The organism is Aquisalimonas sp., assembly GCF_007120195.1.
GTDB lineage: Bacteria > Pseudomonadota > Gammaproteobacteria > Nitrococcales > Aquisalimonadaceae > Aquisalimonas.
Genome location: NZ_SKOG01000109.1, coordinates 1 through 4,137 on the forward strand (window position 1 = coordinate 1; position 4,137 = coordinate 4,137).

Here is a 4,137-nt window from a genome sequence, read left to right on the forward strand (position 1 = left end):
CACCGCGGCGGCGCCGAAGCGGGCCTTGTAACGGAAGACGCCGTCGCTCAGGCACGGCCGGGTATTGCCAAAGCTCAGGTGCCTGACCTCGTTCAGCCAGGCATGCCGGATGACGAGCGCGTCCAAGGCCTCACTGGCCCCCGGGGGCGGAGGTACTTGCGCGGCGCCATACCAGCCGAGGCGCAACGTGCGTCCGCTGCCAAAGAGCATCATGCCCGCGACCGGCTGGCCCCCCTGACGCAAGTGCGCCAGGGTCTGTCCACGGCATCGATTCAGGAATGTGGATCGGGAGACCACGATGCCATCGGGGCCAAAACGCGCCCGGATGTACGGTTCGTAAAACCGGTGAAAAAACTCTTCTATATCGCTGAGATTGCGAGTTAATGCCAGCGAGTAGTCGTGTTGGCGTATCTGCCGCTCCGCCTCCCGTGCCGTGCGCCCCGGCAAGGGCCAGCGGTGAATGTCCTTCATTGCGCCAAGTTTCAGCTCCTGCCGTACCCAGGCAGGAATGCGCACGTCGGCCTTGCCGGCTGGCAACCGGCTCCACAACGGCGGGACGTCGCTGAGCTGCAGGTCCGCCGCCTGCCAGGCCCGGCGTTGTGCCCGCCCGACAAAGGTCGCCGCGCCGTCCCCGATCAGGATCTCGTCCTCGATCCAGGCGAAGAAGTACTCGCGCAGGAAGGCGGCATTGGCCCCGGTACCGAGATAGACGGCGTCCAGCGGCGCATGCGAGTCGCGTGCATAGCCTTGCAGGCGCAGGCACCGAAACCCGGTCGTCCCGACCAGCGGGGCGAGACGGGCCGGCAGCTCACGCAGTGTGTCCGTGGTCGCGCTCACCAGCCTACTCCACCTGATCGTGGAGCTCGGGGCGCCAATGCAGCGCATCCGCGAACACCTGCATGTAGAGCTTGGCGATGCGGGGCCATCGGAACATGGTCGCCCGCGCCATTGAACGCCCGGCGAGCTGCCGGCACAGCACCTCATCGTTGAGCAATCGCTCTAGCGCAACACGCAGCGCTTCAGGATCTGCCACTGGCACGACCAGCCCGGTATCACCGACCACTTCCGCGCAGCCGTCGGCATTGGCGGTAATGACCGCGCAGCCGGCGTCCATTCCTTCAAGGAGGACCATGGGGAAGTTCTCCTGAATCGATGGAAACACCAGAATGCGGGCCTGGCTGTAAAGGGTGTTGATGGTCTCCCTGTCCACGAACCCCAGGAAGCGCACGCGCGGGCGAACGGACCTCGCACGGGAGACAAGCTCCTGCATATACGGGCCGTCACCAGCAACCACGAAGTCCCAGTCCGAGTCCAGATCGCGGATGGCGTCCAGGAAGTGCTGCACGCCCTTGCGCGGAAAGAGCCTCGCGACGACCAGTACCAGCTTGCGTTTGGGGCTCTGCGGCGCGAGACCGGGGCAATAGCCGTTGGGGACGATCTGGATGGGCGCTGGCATGTGCTTGCGAGCGAGGCCCGCCAGATACTCGGACGGCGACACGATCTCGGTGGCGCCCGCCATCACCCGGCGCCAGAGCGGATAGGCGAGCCAGTGCGGGAGTCGGAACCGATCCGGATTGTAGCCCGGCACATCGGAGCCGTGCAGGGTCAGCACATAAGGGATGCCGAAGCGCCGCGACAGCATGAGTGCCACCAGGCCGGTGGGCAAGGCGAAATGGGCGTGAATCAGCTGCGGTGGGTCTCTCTTGATGAGCGCGGCCGCCGTGCGGTAGGCAGGAAGCAGCGTGCTGGTGAGTTCCCACGCCGTCGTGAAATGGGGGTGCCGGCGGCGACAGCGATGCCGGTGCACTCGCACGCCGTGGTCGACCGTCAATGCCGGCTGTTCCGGTAGCCGCGAGGTCACCACATCCACCTCGTGCCCCGCCCGAACCAGCTCCCGGGCGAGGGCCGCCGCCACAACACCCCCGCCGCCGCCAATGGGAGGGTACTCATAAGAGAGCGTCATGATGCGCATGCCTTGTCCTCCACTTCCGTGCGAACGGGTCGGAGCTTGCGCTGGCCCGCGCCGACATCACGGGTGCCCATGTGCACACGAATCGTGACGCCGGGGCCCATCAACTCCGCGAGACCGGCGTGAATCCCTTGCGCGGTCTCTTGCGCTTGCGCCGTCTCATCACCCACGTAGGCATCGACCCGCCCATCAGGGCGTTGCACAACCTGGTATCGGGTGACTTCGGGGATTGCTTCCAGCAGCAGGGTGACGCGGTAGGCCGACACCGGCCGGCCATCCGCACGGCGCAGCGAGTCGACAATGCGTCCGCGGAACCCGACAATGGGCTGTTCGGGGTGCTCCAGATCCCGCGCGACCAAATCACCGGTATCGAAGCGGACCAACGGCATACAGGTGCCAGGACGAAGGTCCGTCAGCACCAGGTGCTCCAGCCCGCCTCCTGTCTGCGCCGGCAGAAATTCCATATGCAGGTCGCGGCTCGCTGTGCGGAACTGCCGCATCCCCGGCAACCGCCATGCCACCAACCCGGCCTCGGTTGAGCCGTAGAAGTCGGCCGGATCGCTGCCGAATGTTCGTTGCAGCCGGGCGCGGTCAGCGCCGCCGAGCTGCTCCGCCGTTGCAATCACCACGGCGGGCCGGTGGCACGGGCTGGCGCTGGTGTTGAGTTCATCGGCCAGCACCAGCAGTGCATTGAGCGGGCCGTAGAGCACACGCGGTTGAAACTGCGTGTAGATCCGTGCAAGCGCCCGCTGGTCTGCGCGCACATTCATACAAAAACAGCCCGGAAGTGTCGGGTGGCGACCGGTCGGGCGCGTGGTCAGCATTAGAAACCGGTCACCGGGGCGATACCCGCACGCCAGCGCGGCGCGCAGAAACCGCAATTGCCGCCGCAGGTGGGTGATGGGGTCCACAGGCACCGCGAAGGGCGTCCCGGTGGAACCGCCGGAGCGCTCGATGCGGAGCAGCGCGCGGGGCCACCGCCAGTCCCGCCGCTCGTCCACCGAAAATGCCTCCAGGCTCTCGCGCTGCGTCACCGGCAGACGACCGAGGTCTGTCGGCTCATGAATCGCGAGTGCCTCGGCCGGAATGCCTGCTCTCCGCCAGAGGTGCTGATAGGCCAGGACGCGCGCGTGAGCGCGCGTCACCACCCGGCGCAGGCGGCGACCGAGGCTCGCCAGGTTTGGGGCTGACGCATGCGCCACTTGGTTCACGGGCGTTCCCCCTCGGCTTGAGGCCGTGTGCCGATCAATGCGTGAACGCCTGCCTGTGTACGCAGCGCAAGCTCTTCGCAACGGGCCGCAAGATCGCCATCCCATTGCATGGCCTCCTGCGCCGTGGCAACCAGTCGGGCCACGCACGTGCCTTGGCGGAACGCGTCCAGCGGAATAACCTGCGGCGGCAAACCGAGCATCCGGAAGAGGCCGTCGAACTTGCCGTTGTAGCCCAGGCCGACCAAGGGAACGCCCATGCCGGCGGCAAGAATCAACGGGTGCATGCGCGCGGAGATCATGAGTTGCAGCCGCCCGCAGAGAGCCTTGTACTGGCGCGGGTTGCGAACCACCGCGACCCGCGGCTCGGTCTCCGGCAGCCGGGCCGCCAGTTCCCGACAGACCGCCAGATCGCCTTCATGGGGTGCGGGATAGCTCGGCAGCAGCAATACCCGGGCGCCCAGTTCGTCGCTCAACAGCTTGAGGGCCCGCCGCATCTGTTCCAGCCAGCGGTGCATCTCGGCGCCGCCCTGCCCTCTGTCCAGGCCCATCGCAACGCGCAGGCGATGGGGGATCAGCCCGCCACGGGGGTGGAACCAGCGGCGCAGCGCGACCCCGATCAGCGGCGTGCCGGGGGGGATTCCAAGCTCTGCGAGCAAACGGTCTGCGTCGCGTTCAGGAGCCGGTGGCAGGAGGAAGGCCGGGTCCGGCACCACCGGTACGGGCTGCCCGACCGCGATTTCCATCCACTCGCGGGCGAACTCATCGCGCACGGACAGGCCGTCCATGGCGTGGTACGCGCGGCGGGCACAGAATCTGCTCAAACGTCGATGGAGCGGCCCGGCCCCAAGGCTGATCGCGGAGAGTTCGCTATTGGAGTGACGCAACAACAGCAGGCGCAGCGCCCAATACGGCATCTTGATGCGGCTGTCGTCATCCTGAAACAGTCCGCCGCCACCC

General features: G+C 67.0%; 4 protein-coding genes. All 4 read right to left on the bottom strand.

The genetic code is table 11. The annotated features are described in order from the left end of the window. Positions 1-837: hypothetical protein (locus QZT63_RS08500; RefSeq protein WP_290650295.1), on the bottom strand; the 837-nt coding region annotated here is incomplete at its 3' end. A 4-nt stretch (positions 838-841) separates the two neighbouring features. Continuing rightward, positions 842-1,972, bottom strand: a complete 1,131-nt coding sequence (locus QZT63_RS08505) for a glycosyltransferase family 4 protein (RefSeq protein ID WP_290650297.1) — start codon at positions 1,970-1,972, stop codon at positions 842-844. Then, a complete protein-coding gene (locus QZT63_RS08510; protein ID WP_290650298.1) occupies positions 1,960-3,180 on the bottom strand; it encodes a hypothetical protein in 1,221 nt (406 codons plus the stop codon). Before QZT63_RS08510 ends, QZT63_RS08505 begins: the two co-directional genes overlap by 13 nt. Then, positions 3,177-4,137: polysaccharide pyruvyl transferase family protein (locus QZT63_RS08515; RefSeq protein ID WP_290650300.1), on the bottom strand; the 961-nt coding region annotated here is incomplete at its 5' end. The genes QZT63_RS08510 and QZT63_RS08515, both read right to left, overlap by 4 nt.